Annotated in this window: 18 protein-coding genes; 7 read left to right on the forward strand and 11 right to left on the reverse strand. The window is 62.3% G+C overall.

Annotated features, from left to right (window positions below; all coding sequences use genetic code 11):
* Window positions 1-151: 151 nt before the first annotated feature.
* The 3 genes from DIE12_RS17625 to DIE12_RS17635 all read right to left on the reverse strand — a co-directional run bounded on the left by DIE12_RS17625 (window position 152) and on the right by DIE12_RS17635 (window position 3851).
* On the reverse strand, window positions 152-1666 hold the full coding sequence (locus DIE12_RS17625; RefSeq protein ID WP_059460701.1) for a plasmid replication protein, CyRepA1 family: 1515 nt from the start codon (window positions 1664-1666) through the stop codon (window positions 152-154).
* A gap of 67 nt (window positions 1667-1733) precedes the next feature.
* Entirely contained in the window at window positions 1734-3278 is a 1545-nt protein-coding gene (locus DIE12_RS17630) for a signal recognition particle (protein WP_059460702.1), read from the reverse strand.
* A 96-nt stretch (window positions 3279-3374) separates the two neighbouring features.
* Entirely contained in the window at window positions 3375-3851 is a 477-nt protein-coding gene (locus DIE12_RS17635) for a hypothetical protein (protein WP_124551316.1), read from the reverse strand.
* Window positions 3852-4569: 718 nt separating this feature from the next.
* Here DIE12_RS17635 and DIE12_RS17645 point away from each other — a divergent pair.
* Window positions 4570-4878, forward strand: a complete 309-nt coding sequence (locus DIE12_RS17645; protein WP_124551317.1) for a hypothetical protein — start codon at window positions 4570-4572, stop codon at window positions 4876-4878.
* A gap of 182 nt (window positions 4879-5060) precedes the next feature.
* Here the strand turns inward: DIE12_RS17645 and DIE12_RS17650 are convergent, their stop codons facing one another.
* Both DIE12_RS17650 and DIE12_RS17655 read right to left on the reverse strand, forming a co-directional pair.
* Entirely contained in the window at window positions 5061-5660 is a 600-nt protein-coding gene (locus tag DIE12_RS17650) for a hypothetical protein (protein WP_124551318.1), read from the reverse strand.
* Window positions 5653-6705, reverse strand: a complete 1053-nt coding sequence (locus DIE12_RS17655) for a ParA family protein (protein WP_083286579.1) — start codon at window positions 6703-6705, stop codon at window positions 5653-5655. Before DIE12_RS17655 ends, DIE12_RS17650 begins: the two co-directional genes overlap by 8 nt.
* Before the next feature lie 729 nt (window positions 6706-7434).
* Here DIE12_RS17655 and DIE12_RS17660 point away from each other — a divergent pair.
* Window positions 7435-7779 carry a cupin domain-containing protein gene (locus DIE12_RS17660; RefSeq protein ID WP_124522149.1) on the forward strand — a complete coding sequence of 115 codons (345 nt, stop codon included), beginning with the start codon at window positions 7435-7437 and terminating at the stop codon, window positions 7777-7779.
* A 589-nt stretch (window positions 7780-8368) separates the two neighbouring features.
* Window positions 8369-9529 (forward strand): enolase C-terminal domain-like protein, encoded by a 1161-nt coding sequence (locus DIE12_RS17665; protein ID WP_124551319.1) that lies wholly within the window; start codon window positions 8369-8371, stop codon window positions 9527-9529.
* Between the two features lie 83 nt (window positions 9530-9612).
* Here DIE12_RS17665 and DIE12_RS17670 read toward each other — a convergent pair whose 3' ends face one another.
* The 3 genes from DIE12_RS17670 to DIE12_RS17680 all read right to left on the reverse strand — a co-directional run bounded on the left by DIE12_RS17670 (window position 9613) and on the right by DIE12_RS17680 (window position 11642).
* Window positions 9613-10149, reverse strand: coding sequence for a chromate transporter (locus DIE12_RS17670; protein ID WP_124521610.1), 537 nt, complete (start codon window positions 10147-10149; stop codon window positions 9613-9615).
* Entirely contained in the window at window positions 10146-10757 is a 612-nt protein-coding gene (locus tag DIE12_RS17675; RefSeq protein WP_124521619.1) for a chromate transporter, read from the reverse strand. The genes DIE12_RS17670 and DIE12_RS17675 overlap by 4 nt, the downstream gene beginning before the upstream one ends.
* 129 nt (window positions 10758-10886) lie before the next feature.
* The gene (locus DIE12_RS17680; RefSeq protein WP_044846306.1) at window positions 10887-11642 is read right to left on the reverse strand and encodes a DeoR/GlpR family DNA-binding transcription regulator; all 756 of its coding nucleotides are present in this window, start codon (window positions 11640-11642) and stop codon (window positions 10887-10889) included.
* An 81-nt stretch (window positions 11643-11723) separates the two neighbouring features.
* On the opposite strand from DIE12_RS17680, the gene DIE12_RS17685 reads away from it, so the two are divergent.
* Window positions 11724-12329, forward strand: coding sequence for an NUDIX domain-containing protein (locus DIE12_RS17685; RefSeq protein WP_124522144.1), 606 nt, complete (start codon window positions 11724-11726; stop codon window positions 12327-12329).
* 79 nt (window positions 12330-12408) lie between these two features.
* Window positions 12409-13293: a Sir2 family NAD-dependent protein deacetylase gene (locus DIE12_RS17690; RefSeq protein ID WP_124521621.1), complete on the forward strand. Its 885-nt coding sequence runs from the start codon at window positions 12409-12411 to the stop codon at window positions 13291-13293.
* A 128-nt stretch (window positions 13294-13421) separates the two neighbouring features.
* On the opposite strand, the gene DIE12_RS17695 is transcribed toward DIE12_RS17690, so the two are convergent.
* Complete coding sequence (locus tag DIE12_RS17695; RefSeq protein ID WP_124521623.1) at window positions 13422-14633, reverse strand: S53 family peptidase; 1212 nt, start codon at window positions 14631-14633, stop codon at window positions 13422-13424.
* Between the two features lie 137 nt (window positions 14634-14770).
* Complete coding sequence (locus tag DIE12_RS17700; protein ID WP_124521625.1) at window positions 14771-14989, reverse strand: hypothetical protein; 219 nt, start codon at window positions 14987-14989, stop codon at window positions 14771-14773.
* Window positions 14990-15042: 53 nt separating this feature from the next.
* Here DIE12_RS17700 and crcB point away from each other — a divergent pair, with 53 nt between their 5' ends.
* Both crcB and DIE12_RS17710 read left to right on the forward strand, forming a co-directional pair.
* The gene (gene crcB, locus DIE12_RS17705; protein ID WP_044846234.1) at window positions 15043-15429 is read left to right on the forward strand and encodes a fluoride efflux transporter CrcB; all 387 of its coding nucleotides are present in this window, start codon (window positions 15043-15045) and stop codon (window positions 15427-15429) included.
* Between the two features lie 24 nt (window positions 15430-15453).
* Window positions 15454-15804, forward strand: coding sequence for a DUF190 domain-containing protein (locus tag DIE12_RS17710; RefSeq protein ID WP_124521627.1), 351 nt, complete (start codon window positions 15454-15456; stop codon window positions 15802-15804).
* Between the two features lie 14 nt (window positions 15805-15818).
* On the opposite strand, the gene DIE12_RS17715 is transcribed toward DIE12_RS17710, so the two are convergent.
* Complete coding sequence (locus DIE12_RS17715) at window positions 15819-16382, reverse strand: YggT family protein (RefSeq protein ID WP_044846232.1); 564 nt, start codon at window positions 16380-16382, stop codon at window positions 15819-15821.

Below are 16382 nucleotides of genomic sequence, written 5' to 3' on the forward strand. Positions count from 1 at the left end.
TGGGCAGATATGAGGAAATAACAAAGCCGACAAGTGACCGTATATTTCTTTTTGAAGTTGAAAAGATGCGCACTTGTCGGCTCGAGGTCAGTTCGGTACTGCGCGGGCAGTCGATTCGCGTCCCGCGCTGTCCATCATCGGTCCCGTACCTTTATTCCTCGAAGGTGGGCTCGGTCAGATACACTTTCTCGCCGTCCGGGTTCAGCAGGTAGGGTGTCCCGATGTATGAATAAACGGAGGGGCGTGTCCGCGTCTTGAGCCGATATTTCGCGAAGCCCATCGTACGCTCAAGCAGGTCCGAGTCGAGCCGGTAGAAGTGTGTGCGCTTGCCGCCTGCATCGCTCTTTCCGTCCGTCATGGTGTCGAGGCCGATCAGGTTGAGGAATTCCTTGAACTGGGCCAACGGCTTTTCTTCGATGTCCCTGCGCAGCGCCATGTCGAACAAGTGGGCGATTTGCGCCCTGTAGTTCAGGCAGCAATCAACGAAGCCCCGCATGTTGTCCTTATGCATCCGGTGAGATGTGTCGAACGACCGCTTTCCGTCGTAGATGCAGGACGCCATCAGCACCTCTTTCAGGGTTGCTTGCCGCCGAGCTGCCATATCCTTATCGAGCGCGTGGGTCTTCGCATTCGCGTAGGTCCGGACGAGCGCGACCGTCTCGGATTCCAGCAATTCGCACATGGCGGTGATCTGGGTGCGGTAGCGTCCGTGGTTGTCCATCAGCACCAGTTCCGGCGTGATCTCCTGCCCATAGAATTTCTCGATTGCGTAACGGTCGCGGCGAAGCTGTTCGTCGGATGTCAGCATCATGGCGTCGTTCATGGCCTTATACTCTTCCTCGGTGAGCGGTTCAGCGCCACACACATCGGCTGCGTGCATTTCTTCGAGCCGTTTCCGCGCTTCCGTCGCCTGCATCCCGATATTCGGGCCCGCCCCGTCAGACGAGCCGCAACCGGGTTTCGGCGGAGCGACGTGTTTGACCTCCCACCCGTTGCGTTCCTTGAGCTTGATGAAGTTTCCACGCAAATCGTTCTTCGACGCGTTTTGCATCGACACCGCGTGGGCATAGACATGCAGCAAGGGATCATCGTCATCGATAACCGGCATCCCGTGGGGACCGTATGCCCGAATTGCTTCCGGGAGCTCATCGAGATCCACGACTACCCGCTTGATGGCCGATGGCTCGGTTTCATATTGCAGGCTGGATTCGGCGACCCACGCCTTGACGTGCTTGGGATGCCGCACGCGGCAGAGCTGCTGATCCATGTCGAAGTGCGTGTTGATCTTGTCCGAGAAGATGCCCCAGACATAATCGATCCACCGCTCCTGATCAGGGAAGGTAATGTCGATGCCCGTGCCGAGGGAAGGGGATGCGACCAGTACATCGTAGTCGCGAATGCGGTCGATGATGTTGTTGATGAAGTCCTTGATTTCGGGATCTTGGGAGTTTGCAGACGTGATGCACATGACGCGCAGACCGGTTTCAACCCGACTCATCTCGGCGATGTTCTCAGCCTCGGATTTCGAGTTGCAGGCGACATAGTGCTTGCCGCCTTTGCGCATCGTGCCCATCATGTCTTTGAGCAAATGATTCTTGGACTGATAGAGATCGATGGCGCGACCGGTTGGCGTGTAATTGTTCACGTAGAAAAAGTAGTTATCCATAATAAATTGAGAATTTTGGTAAATTTTCCGGGCGCGGATTCGCACCCGGTTGTGTGGTGAGATTTGTTCAGTCTTGAAGTTCGGATTCGTCTTCGCGGAGATGGCCCCTGATGCCCATGCCGTCGCGGCAGCACTTGATTGCCTCGAACGTCAGCCGGCCGAGATCGGCATCGCAGACGACGACGGTTTTCGCCTCGCGCACGTAGAAGCTCAGTGTGTGAAACACCGTTGCGCGTTTGCCGTCCAGCGTTGAGGACAGGAAGTGCGAGAAGAGCTGTTCCGACTCATCGATGATGACGTGATCGAAGGAGTGAACGCCCGGCCTCAATTTTTTGCGCAGGCTATCGAGGCAGACGGCATAGGCCATGTACCGGTCGTTTCCGATTTCCCGGTCGTACTTGTCGAGATAGCAAAACATCCCGAGGCGATTTGCGCTGGCTGACGCGAGAGCGATCCGGTGCGAGACGAGCAGGACGGATTCGCCGACGTCAATGCAGTGCTGGACGAACGGGCGCAGGAGGTGGGTTTTCCCGCTGCCTTTCGGACTTTTGATGAGATGTACGCCAGGATGGAAGGCAATCAGTTCAGGCGAAAGATACTGGGCGTCCAGTTCCTTGACGACGACGTTATGCGAGGCGTCCGACAATTCGCCCGCGAAAAGCGCCCGGTCGAATTGCTCGAAGTCGTGCTGCTTGAGATCGCTGCGGCGCATGGTCTCCGGCCAGAACGTTTGCTGGCACTTGCTGCAATGGACGCCCCGGATGCCCTGAGACGACATCGTTACGAAAGCGCTCGGGTTCCGGTCGGCGTGGTGTGGGCAATGCACCGGGGTTCCGCTCGCGAGGACAGAGAGGGGAACGTGTTTCCCGTCACGGGCGCGCAACAATTGATCTTCGGCGACATGCAGGGACGAGCGGACGAAGTTGTTCGCGTTCCGATTGCCGCCGTCTTGCCGGTCATCATCCCCTTGCGTCGCGCCGAGTTCCTTGAGGTATTCGATCTGTTCGGCGGTCAGGGTCTTGTCGATGATGTACGGTTCGCATCCTTCGTTGCCGTAGAACATGCGGCAAGGATCGACGCAGGATTCATCCGAACCGAACATACGCACAAGCCCACGGAGGATCTTCCGCATTTCGTCAGCGTCGATGATCGTGTACGGGCTGCGGAACATAGCCCGCAGACGCGGACGTTCGGGTGTGGAACTGTAGGTTTCGTAGATCAGAAGCCCATGGTTCGCCACAAGATCATGTGCCAGCAGCGAATCGAAGGTCCAACCCTCATCGAGATCGACGCCGAGAACGTCGGTGCAGACGAAGTTCACGGCCTTACGACGGTCAACGTGCTGTGCGCACCAGCTAAAGCCAGCCGCGATTGCGACCGCGATTTCATTCAGCGTGAAAGTGACGTTCTCGAATTCTGTCGCGAGAAGTTTGAAATCATCCGTGCCGGGGCGGGCCTTGTTTTTGACCTGGCGATTGACGGCGAGCTTCATTGCGTCCGACGGAGACTGCTTGAGCGAAACGGACGGTTCACGTGCATCATTCTCGACCGATATCTGGCTAGTCATTTCCGGCGAATAGTCAGGATGTTTTTGGATGGAATTGAGCGTCATAATTTAGGAATCCATATTGAATGCCCGGGAGAAGCTGGCGGACGAAGACTATCTCCCGAGTTAGTGCAGAACGTTAGTTAGCTTGTGGCGGCTATATCACAGGCCCAATTGTTTGCGAATGTCCTCGTAATATTCGCCGATGTTTGAGAACCTCGGGTTATTGGCCGGGGCCAGTGACATGAAGTAGTAGATGTGTTTGCACATCGGGCAAAGAACGCCCTCTGCATGGCCGCCTTCACGACCAACCGTATAACCTACGCGATGACGAGCGCGCTTGTGAATAATGGGGCACAGCGTCAAAACTCCGGCAGGCAGTGTGTTGATGCGATGACGACCCAGCGGTGTTCCATCCGGCCTTGCGGTGTGAATGTAGGCATTGGGATGAAGCGTGAAAGAGGCGCTATAGCCGGAGGGAATTTCCGGCAGTTTGCCTTTCTTGCGCTTGGGATGCGATGCGCGTTCAAGATGAACGGCATCCATAGCGAAGATATATTCGGGAGATTCCGGGCGAGTCGCCGGATAGAGATAGCCGCCCTGATCGTGGGTGGTCGTGGTAGAGGTGGTCTGATACATTATGATCTCCTGTAAGGGCAAAAATTGAAATTTGCTATACAGGACGATCAAAGTCTGGTTCTGGCCTGTATAACGCGCTTGAACCAAACTTTTATAAGGACTCGATAGAACGAATTCTTATAAAAGCCTAGTCCAAGGTTATACAGGCCAAGCAATCGATCGAAATCGACGATCGTAGTTGTTGCGACTACGACCCAACTACCCGGCTCGATTTCTTTCAGGTAGTTGTACTTCGCCCCAATCTCCGCTTTCGCGAAATCTGAGCTTGCTTCCTTGATTGAGTTTGCTTCCTCAACGGGATGAATCTTTCCATGAATCGAGGTCGGGTGTCAAATCGCGGTTCAGCGGGGACAAAAATCCGATGTGCCAAAACAACAACACAATATGTTCGTGTTCGACTTTTCGCTGGTCCGTTTTTGGCGACAAGCGACAACTGTTGAGATTGTTTTTTTGAAGATTGAAAAAGAGCGGACTTGTCGGATCGAACCACGAGTTGGCCCTACGGCAGAATCTAGGAAAGCTGATGATCTGCCCCGGAAATCCCCGGTAGATCAAGGGGATAGGAGAGATGCAGACGAGGGTGACGTGAAAACTGTCACTGTTCCTCGTCGGATTTCGCGATGGTTGCCGTCGTGTCGGTCGTGATTGCTCGCTCGCCGTTGCCCTGAAGGGCGATCCGCTGGACGCTGGCCGCACTTTCAACGAATGGAGTGCGATCATGGTCGATCAAAAGCAGGGCGTAACGAGCAAGGACGAGAAAGCGAGCAAGCCGGTTGCCGTGGACCAGAAGCAGGCGACCCCGACGGCCAGCTCGACGGGAAATGATCCCGCAGCGACGGCGGTACCGGCTACGCCGACGAAGATGGAGTTGGCGACGGAAATTTACAAGCGGATGCGGGCCGTCAAGGATGTGACCCGGAAGGACGTCATAGAGAAATTCATCGCGGAGGTGAAGCTGACGAAGGCCGGCGCGAGTACCTACTATCAACTGATCAAGGACAAGCACGAACCGATGAGCAAGAAGTGACCTGCAGTTGGATGCATCTTTCGATGAGAGGCTTCCCCGGAAGCCTCTTTTTGTCTGTACGCTCGGCATGAACGCATTCCGGCGGGTGTAATTCCCGCCATAAGCTGGTCCTGACGGATTGAGTGATGTAATCCGGTGCCTAGTGGGCGAGTCTGCTAAGACGAGTTATCCGTGCGCTTCGTCTAGATGATGACGATCATAGCGGAACCCAGGCGGTCGAGATAATCTAGCGCCTCACGCACCATGGCGGTGTCGATAGGCCATCGCGTTGGTGGATTCGTAGGGTCTACATCGGCTTCGTGAGCAATTTTGTTGCGGCGGTCAACAATTAAAATCAATTCCGCCTTAAGCTCGCGCTTTGGTACGCCGAGATGGGCGCTAAGTGCATCCCAGAATGCGACGGATGACATTAACCGGATAGCATCGGCGATTTTATCGGGATGTTGAAAAGACAGCCATCCGTGTGTTTCGCGGATCGCCTCATTTAGCCACCCGACATCTGTGGCGTCCGCTACGGCACGTCTTGTTGCTGATATCGGTACCTTGAATGAGAGATGTGCCGGAGTAGGTAGCCGAACCCCTCGCTGAACTTCAAGCATGCCAATTCGAACGACTTCGTGGACGAAGTGGTCTAGGGCGCTTACTCCTTGGACTAACGCCGCACGAAGGCAATCGCTCACATCCACGGCACTCGTGGTCAACAGTGAGATACGGTCCGCCAATGCTAGGAGGTCTCGTGCACGATTGAGGTTCGCTTTAAAATTACTCAGTGCATCATTCATCTCTAGTCAACTGACATATCCGGTTTGCGAGTTGAGTGAAGACTTCATCGAAATCACGCGCCTGACGTTTGTAACTCTCTAGGACTACACCTTCCGTTTCGAACTGTTCATCGGTGAGAGCGAAAACCGGTGTGCGTTTGTCTTGTGACTTTGCTATTAGTGTATTGAAGTCCGCGATCTGGCAAAGGCATAGGCTAGTGTCTGTACCATATGCTTCTTGATATCTCGGTAACGGCAGCATCATTCCAGCGTTGGAGAGTTCTGTCTGAAAAGGGCCTGAAACCATTCTGTTAATATCGTCTATCCAGCGCTGGAATCCCGCTGTCGGCGCCCCGCCGCGTGGTCGATATTTTTGAACGACTGTGCCAAGGAACTTGGGCGTTCTAGTTGGATACGGGTATGCCGCCGATTGCAGAACATTATTCTGTTGAGCACGGATCGACCAAGCGCGCCAACGGGGAAGAATTGACGTTAGAGATTCAAGTGCCATTACGGAGAAATAATCCGGGGTTGTTGGCACGATAAAAAAATCACTCGTCATTAACAGATTCTGATTGATTGAGCCGAGGCCGGGGTTCATATCAATGAGAACGAAATCAGCGTTGTAGCGTTCCGCAGTAGCATCAATCAGGTGACTGAGAGCTCCGGGGAGATTTTGCAGGGTTTGTATGGAGCCCGACAATTCCTGAGCGATCCCAAGCGTTACTTCGTACTCAGACAGTCGAATATGCCCGGGAAGCAAAAACATGTTTGCTTGTCCTGGGACATCGACACACTCGACGGCTTGAATCGGCCGTGGCTGAGACTCGAAAGCAGGGGCCAGCCCTGCGCGGATATTGCGTTGAGATGAGTCACCACGATAGAACGTCACTAGCTGCTCATCGTCGGGGGCTCCTAGAATTAGTCCACTCAGATTGCATTGTGGATCAGCATCGACAAGCAGTACTCGGTGCCCCATCTGCCCTAGTTTCCACCCGAGATTGAACGTAGTCGTCGTCTTGCTGACCCCGCCCTTATGATTGAATAGCGAAATTCTGGCAGTCATAGCAGATCCTTTTTTGACATCCACGGGGGCGAAGCGGTACAGGTAAGAATTATGCCTCAGCGGAAGACTGTGAGATACCGAATCCTCCGCGGCTTACAAAAGCTACCTCGGGCCGGCGGCCGGTCCGCGATGCCTGCGTTGCAGGCAGGATCGGCGATCCAAACGTCTAGGGCGTGTTTGGAGTTGAGTGTCGCGTTACGATTGATCGTGGTCGGACGTCGGATTCGATTCAATACTGAACCTATATCGTCAGCTTCTTGATGTCGGTGCTGGCGTGAAAACTGGCATCGCAGTGAATCCCACATGAACAGTGGTTTTGCGTGGAGCAGCGAGAAAGCGTGACGTGAAAACGCGCATGAATAGTGGTTCTAATTAACGCGCTGGGGCTTGGGAAGCTGAGGTAATGGCCATTATACGACGCCCGCAGAACGGGTAATTCTACAGGGTTTGGCGCGGATGTTGCAAGCGAGGCGTTTTGAGGCGTTTTGGCCGCCGGCCTTGAAACCGGCGTGGCCCGGTGGCGGTGCGATCGATCGCCGGTAACGAGCGTCAAGGATCGGTCTGCAGCGGTCCGTCAACGCAAGGCCGTCCGGAAAATGCGCTGGCGGCGCGCCTGCATGCGGGCCCGTGTCGAAAATGGACGAGTCGGTGTCGGACGCATACAAGCTGCGGTGCAGCTTTCGAACTAACGTGACAGACCTCTTACCCGATCGTTAGTCTGGAGCTGACATGTCCGATTTCATCACCGTTCTGCGCAAAACCTGCCCGACCCCGGTCGTCGACGCGACCAAGTGGAAGCGCATCGGCGGCGATCCGCACACCGTGAACCTCAACGCCTACGTCTCCAAGGACGGCAGCAAGATCATGGGCACCTGGATCTGCACGCCGGGCAAGTTCGAGGTGAACTACGAGAAATGGGAGTACTGCCACTTCCTCGACGGCTACTGCATCATCACGCCGGAAGGCGAGGAGCCTGTGCACCTGAGGGCCGGCGACGTGTTCGTGATCGAACCCGGCATGAAAGGAACGTGGGAAGTGGTGGAGACGGTGCGCAAGTACTTCGTCTTCGCCTGAGCGTGTGGATCGGTTCGGGCTGCGCCAACGCGCCGGTCGCACCGACGCGTTGAGCCGCACCTTCAGCCGATACCGACGAACAGCGGATTCAGCCGGGGATCGCCAGCAGCGAACCCCGGCCCAACAAAATAAAACGCGTTCCGGGTCGGAAACAGCTCCCGAGCGTGGTCGCACGCCCGGCCGGTTCCACTATCGCGCGGATCGCGCCGGGTGACGCGCTGTTCACCCGCCTGTTCACCGGCAGCGACATGTTTCGCATGCGATGCCGATCGGCGCGGCGGTGCCGCGGTACAAGCGTAAATCGCGGGGGCGCCATTGGATCTCGGCGCACGTTGCCGAGGCCGCGCATGGCCGACGCGCAAGTGCACGTGTCACGCGCCTCGCGCATGACGGAGCACGCATGCGCGCACCGATGCAGTACGGCACGATTCGGACGCTGTCGCTCAAGTCGCATGACTTCACGGCATCGCGACGATCGCGAGCATGCAGGGCATCGCGCAAGCGCCTATGATGCAGCGATCCGCCCGTCACGCCGGCTGCCGCGCGTGCATGGCCCGCGAACGCCGAACGTTTTCCCGGAACCCCGACCATGCGCATCACCGACATCCGCGAGCAGGCGATCCCGGTTTCCCGCTATGCCGATCCGGCGATTCCGTCGGGCGGCCTGACGACGAGCGTCGTCGCGATCGTCACCGATGTCGTGCGCGATGGCCGGCCGGTCACGGGCTATGGCTACGCGTCGGTCGGCCGCCATGCGCAGGGCGGGCTGATTCGCGAACGGTTCGCGCCGCGTCTGCTGGCCGCCGCGCACGCCATCGCCGACGACGCCGGCACGAACCTCGATCCGTTTCGCGCATGGCGCGCGATGATGGCGGGCGAGAAGCCCGGCGGGCACGGCGAACGCTGTGTCGCGGTCGGCGTGCTCGACATGGCGATCTGGGATGCCGCCGCGAAGATCGCGGGCCTGCCGCTCCATCGCTTCGTCGCCGACCGGCTCGCGCGCCACGCGGCGCCCCGCGTGCGCGTCTACGCGGGCGGCGGCTACCGCTATCCGCACGACGATCTCCCGCACCTGTCGGACGAGATGCGCCGCATCGCCGATCTCGGCTACACGCACGCGAAGATCAAGATCGGCGGCCCGGATATCGACCAGGACACACGCCGCGTCGAAACCGCCGCGGCCTGCCTTGCCGACAGCTCGCATCTCGCGGTCGACGCGATGAACGCGTACGACGCGACGAGCGGCCCCGCTGCCGCCGCGCGGCTGGCCCCGTTCGAACTCTGGTGGTTCGAGGATCTGTGCGACCCGCTCGACCTGCCGCTTCACGCGGACCTGACTGCGCAATACACGCCGCCGGTCGCGGCCGGCGAGGCGTTGTTCTCGCTCGCGGAAGCGAAGCTGCTCGAGCGCTACGGCGGCCTGCGCCCGGACCGCGACGTCCTCGTGTTCGATCCGGTGCATTGCTATGGCCTGCCGGGCTACCTGCAGATCGTCGACCATTTCGTGTCGAACGGCTGGCGGCGCGATGCGTTCTGGCCGCATGGCGGTCATCTGTTCTCGCTGCACGTCGTGTCGGCGCTCGGGCTTGGCGGCGCGGAAGTCAGCCCGTTCGCGTTCCATCCGTTCAGCGGGCTGGCGGACGGCGCAACGGTCGACGCCGGCTACACGCCCGTGCCGCAGGCGCCGGGCATCGGTTTCGAGCTGCATGCCGATGCCTGTCGCGCGTTTCGCTCGGTCGCGGGCCGCTGACCGGCGCCGCCGGTGTCAGCGCGCGTCGATCGCGAAGCGGGCCGTGCATGCTTTGGCGGGCCGGCTTGGCGCGGATGCCGCCGTCAGCCGATCGCGTGCACGCCGACCAGCAGCAACGCGCCGACGACGATCAGCAGCAACGCATGAATGCGCGTGCCCATCACGCACACGGTCGACCCGACCGCGATCGCCCGCGCGGCCCAGCCGCCGTCGAGCGCGCGCAGCAGCACCCAGACCGACGCGAGGATCATGCCGGCCGCGACCGGGCGCAGGCCGGCTTCGAGTGCGATCTGCCAGCGTGCGCCCTGGTGCCGCCGCCACAGATGCGCGACGCCGTAGATCAGGAACGCGGTCGGCCCGAACAGCGCGAGCGTCGCGATCACCGCGCCCCAGAAGCCCGCCACCTGCCAGCCGATCAGCGTCGCGAGCAGCGAGCCGGGGCCGGGTGCCATCCGCGCGATCGCGAAGTCGTTCACGAACTGCGTGGCCGTCATCCAGTGATGCACGTCGACGACCTGCCGCTGGATGTCGGCGATGATCGCCTGTCCGCCGCCGATCGTCGCGATCGACAGCGGCGCGAATACGCCGAACAGGGCGGCGTAGCGTGACGGGGCAGTCATCGTTCGGCGCTCCCGCCGGTGGCGGCGCCCGCACGGCGGTATTCGAGCGCGACGCTCAGCGTGCCGCCGATCAGCACGGTCCAGACGAGCGGCCAGTGCAGCACCGCCACCGACACGAACGTGAGCGTCGTCACCGCGAACGGCAGCGCGCGGCGCGGCAGCCGGCGCACCGCGGTGATCGCCATCGAGATCGACAGCCCGATCGCCGCGGCGGCCGCGCCCGCGAGTGCGACATGCGTGAGCGGAAAACGCGTGAGCGTCGAGAACGCGACGCCGAACAGCACGATCAGCACGGCCGGCGGTGCGATGATGCCGGTGAAGCCGGCCACCGCGCCGCGCCATCCGGCCAGCCGGTAGCCGATCCAGATTGAGAGGTTCTTCACGTTGACGCCCGGCAGCGCCTGCGACAGCGCGAGGCCGTTGAGGAACGCCTCTTCGTCGAGCCAGCGCCGCTCGTGCACGAAGTCGCGCATCATGCGCCCGCTCAGCCCGCCGCCGAAGCTGGTGAGGCCGATTTGCGCGAACGCGATGAACAGCGCGAGGACGCCGGGGGGCGGGGCAGCGCCGTCGGGCGGCGCGGGTGCGATCGGGGTGGCGGGCGAAGACATCGGACGGACAAGGCGCGGCGGGTGGGCAGTCGCCCATGGTAGCAAGCGGTGCCTGTCAGCACGCTGACATCGGGCCGGCGAGGATGCTTGCGCAACGACGTCGGCGCGCCCGCCGAAACCGGCGCGCGGCTAGGCCCGCACGACCGTCACGCCCGCGGCCTCGATCGGCTCGGTCAGCGCCGCATCGGTTTCCCGTTCGACCACGATGGCCTGTGCGAGCGCGAGCTCGCCGATCACGAACTGCGACGCCGCACGCAACTTGGATTGCGACGCCAGCACGATCGTCTCGCCGGCTCGCGCGGCCAGCGCGCGCTTGATCGCCGCTTCCTCGAAGTCGCCGGTGCTGAGCCCCGCGACCGGATGAACGCCCGTGACGCCCATGAAATACAGGTCGGCGTGGATGCGCGCGATGCCTTCCATCGCCGCGGCGCCCACCGCGACGATCGAATGCTTGTACAACCGTCCGCCGATCAGGATCACGTCGATCGACGGATGCGCGGCCAGCGCGACGGCGACGCTCGGGCTGTGCGTGACGATCGTCGCGCGCAGGTCGGGCGGCAACTGGCTGACGAGCAAGGCCGAGGTCGTGCCGCCGTCGACGATCACGACCTGTCCGGGCGCGATCATCTGCGCGGCGCGGCGTGCGATACGCCGCTTTTCCGCCGTGTCGAGCGTCTCGCGCTGCGCGAACGGCGCGACGGCCGGCGACGCCGGCAGCGCGCCGCCGTGCACGCGTTGCAGCAGGCCTTCGGCCGCCAGCTCGCGCAGGTCGCGGCGCACGGTGTCCTCGGACACGCCGAATTGCGCGCTCAGTTCGACAGCCAGCACCTGGCCGTCGCGGGCGAGCGCGTCGAGGATCGCTTTCTTGCGTTGGGTCGTCAGCATCGTGTTTGCACGAAATTTCTTGAAATTGCACGAATATGCACGTTACCATGAGTGCCATCACTTGTCGAATGGGAGGCCGCCATGGCCGCAACGCGGGACCGCGTCCGCATCGTCGATACGACGGTGCTGTCCGATGACTGGTATGTGCTGAAGAAGGTCACGTTCGATTTCCTGCGCCGCGACGGCACGTGGCAGCGCCTCAGCCGCGAAACCTACGATCGCGGCAACGGCGCGACCATCCTGCTGCGCAACGCGGCGACGGGCGACGTGCTGCTCACGCGGCAGTTCCGGATGCCGGCGTTCGTCAACGGACACGACGGGATGCTGCTCGAAGCCGCCGCGGGCCTGCTCGACGACGCGACGCCCGACGCACGCATCCGTGCCGAGGCCGAAGAGGAAACCGGCTATCGCGTGCGCGGCGTGCGCAAGGTGTTCGAGGCGTTCATGAGCCCGGGCTCGGTGACGGAGAAGCTGCATTTCTTCGTCGGCGAATACGATGCGTCGCTGCGCACGGGCGACGGCGGCGGGATCGCGGAGGAGGGCGAGGATCTCGAGGTCGTCGAGATGCCGCTGCACACGGCGCTGGATGCCGTCGAGCGCGGCGAGATCGTCGACGCGAAGACGATCATGCTGCTGCAGTACGTCGCGCTGCGTGAACCCGCGGGCGGGCGCGCAACGACGGGATGAGGCCGCGGCGCGGCACTCGAACGGGCGTATGATCGCGCGACGCCATTCGTACACCGTTCGACGCTACCGCTGCGCCATCATGCCGATTTCCGATTCGCCCGACTCCATCGGTTCCGCCGATTCCAATGCCGCTGCCGCGCCACTGCCGGCGCATCTGGTCGCGTCCGCCGTCGAGGCGCTCGCGCGGGCCGATGCGCTGCTCGTGACGGCCGGCGCCGGCATCGGCGTCGATTCGGGGCTGCCCGATTTCCGCGGCACGGACGGCTTCTGGCGCGCGTATCCGGCGCTGCGCCACGAGCGTTTCGAATTCCACGAGATCGCGTCGCCGCAGGCGTTCCGCGCGCATCCGCAGCTTGCGTGGGGCTTCTACGGGCACCGTCTCGAACTCTACCGTCGGACGGTGCCGCACGCGGGCTTCGCGATCCTGCGGCGCTGGATGGACGCGATGCCGAACGGCGGCTTCGTGCTGACGAGCAATGTCGACGGCCAGTTCCAGAAGGCCGGCTTCGATCCGGCGCGTGTCGTCGAGATTCACGGTTCGATTCATTCGATGCAATGCCTGCGACCCTGCTCGGACGACACGTGGGACGCCGCGCCGTTCACGCCCGACGTCGACGCAGCCGCGTGTCGGCTGGTCGGCGAGTTGCCGCGCTGCCCGCGGTGCGGCGGCCTCGCGCGGCCGAACATCCTGATGTTCGGCGACCACGGCTGGCTCGGCGAACGCTACGACGCGCAGGAGCGGGCGCTGCACGACTGGATCGCGCAGGCAGGACGGGTGAGCGTCGTCGAGATCGGCGCGGGCACCGCGATTCCGACCGTGCGGCTGCTGAGCGAACGGCTCGGCGCCGACGTGATCCGCATCAACGCACGCGAAGCCCATGCGCGCCGCGCGGACGTGATCGGGCTGAAGGGCGGCGCGCTCGCGACGCTCGCCGCGCTCGACCGCGCGTGGCACGGGGGTTGAACGCCGCACCCCGGTACGGGCTGCGTTCGCCCGTTGCGGTTGGCCGACGAGCGCCTGCACGAGTGCCGGGGCTTGTCGCACGGCACGGCGATTGAACGCCGCACCCCGGCACGGCCTGCGTTCACCCGTTACGGCTGGCCGACGAGCGCCTGCACGAGTGCCGGTGCTTGCGGCGAACCGAGGCCGGTCACGTAGTCGTAGCCGCCCGCGGCGTTGCAGATGCTGCCGCAGCTGCCGTTGGACCCGGTCGTGACGTCGTGATAGTCGCTGCCGTAGGCGTTTTTCCCGACCGTATAGAGCGTGTTGTAGGTACCGCTCAACGGGCTTTTGCCGGCCGCCGCGCGCAGCGAATTCGCGATCGCGACGAGTGCCGACCATTGCGGCGCGCCTGCGCTGGTGCCGCCGACCTGGAACCAGCCCGCCTGCCCCTGGTAGGTGACCGAGTCGTACACCGCGAAACCGCTGGACGGGTTCGCGTCGTAGCTGACGTCGGGCACGCCGCGCTTGCCGGCGACCGGCACCGGCCAGGCGGTCTGGCCGGCCGGTTCGCCCTCGACGGAACTCACGCCGCCGCCGCTGCCGCTCCACGCGGCCTCGCCGACGTAGGCGCCGGATACGTCGGTGGACAACGTCGTGCCGCCCACCGCCACCACGTACGGCGACGCCGCCGGGTACTCGGTGCCGGTGCCGCTGTCGCCGGACGACGCGACGAACGTGACACCCGATACGTTGAAGTGGCTGTCGAAGCCGGTTTCGCTGTTGAACTCGTTGCCGCCGAAGCTCATCGACACGACCGACGCGCCGCGCTTGACCGCGACGTCGACCGCGGCCATCAGGTCGTTGAAGCTGGCCGACGCGGCCTCGACGAGCACGATTCTCGCCTTCGGTGCGATCGCATGCACCCATTCGACGTCGAGCGATATCTCGAGCGCCCAGCCCGAATCGGCCCTGGGCCGCGCGCCGCGTGCATATACCTTGGTGAAGCAGCCGTTCGCCGTGGTGCAGGCCGGCAACGAGAACGCGTTGCTGAACACGCCGAGATCGGACTCGATCCGCGGGTCGTCGTATGCGTCGACGATCGCAACGACCATCCCGTCGCCCTGGTTGGCGATCGTGTCGAATCCGTACGCGTGCCGGGTGAGCGCCGGCGTGAGGCCGGCCACCGTGGCCGTGCTTGCGCGCGGTTTCGTATGGAACGGCGGACGGGCGAATCCCTTGGGTGCACGGGCGCCCTCGACGTAGGGCGGCGGCCCGTTGTCCGCGGCGAGCGCGACGCTCGACGCGAGCAGCGACGCGCACAGCGCCGGTATCAACATGGAAGACAGGCGGATATTGTTCATTCTTCGAATCTCCATGTCGATGGAGTAGCGGGCGAAACAATTCTACGAAATCGGCTGCGTAAATTGCATCGGATATCGAACGAATACGGGAATATCTGATGAGGGTAAATACGTGAAATACCAATGGAATGCGGCGTTCAAGCGCTGGCGTGCCGCCCGACGAAGCTGATCTTTCCGGTATTAAAAATCTGATAAATAATCGACGCCGGTTTGATTTGTAATGTCCGGCGTAATCGATTGGAAAAAATCGATTGCGGCACGGATGCCGGAACAATGAAATGCGTGATGCCGGTGCGACGCGATGCGGGCCCCGTCCGCCGGTCCTCCGGCATTGCCGTCGCGGCGCGATTGCGCATACAGTTCGGCGTAGGCCGCATCCGCGATGCGGGCTCGTCAGCGAGGAGCTCCCTTGTTCTATTCGATGGTCGCGATCTTCGTCGGCGCCGGGCTCGGCGCATTGCTGCGCTGGTTTCTGAGCCTTGCGCTCAACGCGTTCTTTCCCGCCGTGCCGCTCGGCACGCTCGCCGCGAACCTGATCGGCGGCTACGTGATCGGCGTTGCCGCCGTCGTTTTTACCACCCGCGTCGGGCTGCCGCCCGAGTGGCGGCTGTTCGTGATCACCGGCTTCCTCGGCGGCCTCACGACGTTCTCGACCTATTCGGTCGAAGTGATGACGCACGCGGTGCAGGGCGAATTCGGATGGGCGTTCGCGGTGGCTGCCCTACACTTGACTGGATCGTTCACGCTGACGGCGCTCGGCATGTGGACCGCGCGCGCGTGGTTCGCGGCGGCCTGAGCGCGCCGGCACCGGGAGGACGCGATGGACAGGGTCTTCTTGCGCTTCTACGTGCACGAGCAGCACCGGCTGCACTGGAAGCCGCTGTGGGAGTGGTTGCTGGAGGAGGGAAACCGGATGGGGGTCGCGGGCGGTTCGGCGTTTCGCGCGATGGCCGGCTTCGGCCGGCATCGGGTGCTGCACGAGGACCGCTTTTTCGAACTGCAGGGTTCGCTCGCGGTCGAGGTCGAGTTCATCGTCACCGACGACGAGGCGAAGCGGCTGCTCGAGCGCGTGTCGCGCGAGAAAGTGCGCGTGTGCTACGCGATGATTCCGGCGAATTTCGGCGTGATCGACACGCTCGAGGCGCCGCCGGCGCAGGGGCCGGCAGCGTAGCGCGACACGTCGGATCAGATGCCGAAGATCGTCAGCGACACGGCGGCGCGCGTGACGATCATCAGCAGCACCTGCACGATCACGAACAGCAGGATCGGCGACAGGTCGATGCCGCCGAGGTTCGGGATCACACGGCGCAGCGGGTTCAGGAACGGTGCGGTGAGCTGGTAGAGGATCGGCATCGCCGGCGAGCGCGGATTGAGCCACGACAGCAGCGCCATCAGGATCGTCATCCAGATCACGAGATTGAGCGCCCACTTCACGACGGTGAGCAGCGCGACCACGACGAGCGTCGCGATCACCGAGGCCGGGTCGAAGCCGGCCATCACGACCATCAGCACCACATAGACGAGCGCGGTGAGCAGCGCTGCGACGACGCTTGCCCAGTCGATGCCGCGCACGCCCGCGATCACGCGGCGCAGCGGCAGCACGAGCCAGTTGGTCGCCTGCAGCACGGCCTGCGTGACGGGGTTGTACGGCGGCACGCGGACGGCCTGCATCCAGACGCGCAGGATCAGCGCGGCGCCGAACAGCGTGAAGACGGTATTGAGCAGAAAACGGGCGATCTCGCCGAACAT

Origin of the sequence: Burkholderia sp. Bp9015, from assembly GCF_003853505.1 — a bacterium.
Classification (GTDB): Bacteria; Pseudomonadota; Gammaproteobacteria; order Burkholderiales; family Burkholderiaceae; genus Burkholderia.

Bases quoted from the DNA above. Each gene is read 5' to 3' on its own strand.
- DIE12_RS17625 (WP_059460701.1), bottom strand. From the start codon at position 1,666: ATGGATAACTACTTTTTCTACGTGAACAATTACACGCCAACCGGTCGC.
- DIE12_RS17630 (WP_059460702.1), bottom strand. From the start codon at position 3,278: ATGACGCTCAATTCCATCCAAAAACATCCTGACTATTCGCCGGAAATG.
- DIE12_RS17635 (WP_124551316.1), bottom strand. From the start codon at position 3,851: ATGTATCAGACCACCTCTACCACGACCACCCACGATCAGGGCGGCTAT.
- DIE12_RS17645 (WP_124551317.1), top strand. From the start codon at position 4,570: ATGGTCGATCAAAAGCAGGGCGTAACGAGCAAGGACGAGAAAGCGAGC.
- DIE12_RS17650 (WP_124551318.1), bottom strand. From the start codon at position 5,660: ATGAATGATGCACTGAGTAATTTTAAAGCGAACCTCAATCGTGCACGA.
- DIE12_RS17655 (WP_083286579.1), bottom strand. From the start codon at position 6,705: ATGACTGCCAGAATTTCGCTATTCAATCATAAGGGCGGGGTCAGCAAG.
- DIE12_RS17660 (WP_124522149.1), top strand. From the start codon at position 7,435: ATGTCCGATTTCATCACCGTTCTGCGCAAAACCTGCCCGACCCCGGTC.
- DIE12_RS17665 (WP_124551319.1), top strand. From the start codon at position 8,369: ATGCGCATCACCGACATCCGCGAGCAGGCGATCCCGGTTTCCCGCTAT.
- DIE12_RS17670 (WP_124521610.1), bottom strand. From the start codon at position 10,149: ATGACTGCCCCGTCACGCTACGCCGCCCTGTTCGGCGTATTCGCGCCG.
- DIE12_RS17675 (WP_124521619.1), bottom strand. From the start codon at position 10,757: ATGTCTTCGCCCGCCACCCCGATCGCACCCGCGCCGCCCGACGGCGCT.
- DIE12_RS17680 (WP_044846306.1), bottom strand. From the start codon at position 11,642: ATGCTGACGACCCAACGCAAGAAAGCGATCCTCGACGCGCTCGCCCGC.
- DIE12_RS17685 (WP_124522144.1), top strand. From the start codon at position 11,724: ATGGCCGCAACGCGGGACCGCGTCCGCATCGTCGATACGACGGTGCTG.
- DIE12_RS17690 (WP_124521621.1), top strand. From the start codon at position 12,409: ATGCCGATTTCCGATTCGCCCGACTCCATCGGTTCCGCCGATTCCAAT.
- DIE12_RS17695 (WP_124521623.1), bottom strand. From the start codon at position 14,633: ATGAACAATATCCGCCTGTCTTCCATGTTGATACCGGCGCTGTGCGCG.
- DIE12_RS17700 (WP_124521625.1), bottom strand. From the start codon at position 14,989: ATGCGCAATCGCGCCGCGACGGCAATGCCGGAGGACCGGCGGACGGGG.
- DIE12_RS17710 (WP_124521627.1), top strand. From the start codon at position 15,454: ATGGACAGGGTCTTCTTGCGCTTCTACGTGCACGAGCAGCACCGGCTG.
- DIE12_RS17715 (WP_044846232.1), bottom strand. From the start codon at position 16,382: ATGTTCGGCGAGATCGCCCGTTTTCTGCTCAATACCGTCTTCACGCTG.